The following is a 512-nucleotide window of genomic DNA, read 5'->3' as shown; positions in this document are numbered from 1 at the left end:
AATAAATCGTTAAACCAACCAAAATCAAAACAATGTAGTAATGCATTTTAGTGATTTCTTTAAAAACTTTATTAAACACCCAGACATAGAAGCCAGACGTTAATGTAAACAAAGGATAGGCTAACTGTTTAAGACCATAAACGCGTTCACCAGAATCTCTATTCCAATCAATCATGTTTTTTCTCCTGTCTTTGAGTGTTTGAAAAATTGATGATGACATGTTCCTTGTTTCCCAAGTACTGCCCAAACATACTAGACACTCCAGCACCTAAAAAATATCCTTGGATATAACCTTGTGTCGTAATAAAACGCTCTGCAGTTTTTGTATTCGTTTTACTCAGAATAAACGAAACGGGCTTAACTGTTCGTTTTAAAAAGTCTGTTGCCATATTATTCGATGCGCCTACCGTTAAATCACTGGCTAAATTTGAAACCTTATAGTCTGACTTAGCAAACCTGCTCACTACGAGGCTTTCCCCAATAGACATCCCAGCTGCCACGCCATACCCCTT

General features: G+C 37.1%; 1 pseudogene. It reads right to left on the bottom strand.

The annotated features are described in order from the left end of the window. Window positions 1-167: 167 nt before the first annotated feature. Window positions 168-512, bottom strand: a pseudogene (locus HMPREF3144_RS10455) (hypothetical protein); the annotation flags it as partial.

The organism is Oligella sp. HMSC05A10, assembly GCF_001808335.1.
GTDB lineage: Bacteria > Pseudomonadota > Gammaproteobacteria > Burkholderiales > Burkholderiaceae_B > Oligella > Oligella urethralis.
The sequence above is the reverse complement of the archived record's forward strand: the minus strand, read 5'-3'. Positions and strand labels throughout refer to the sequence as shown.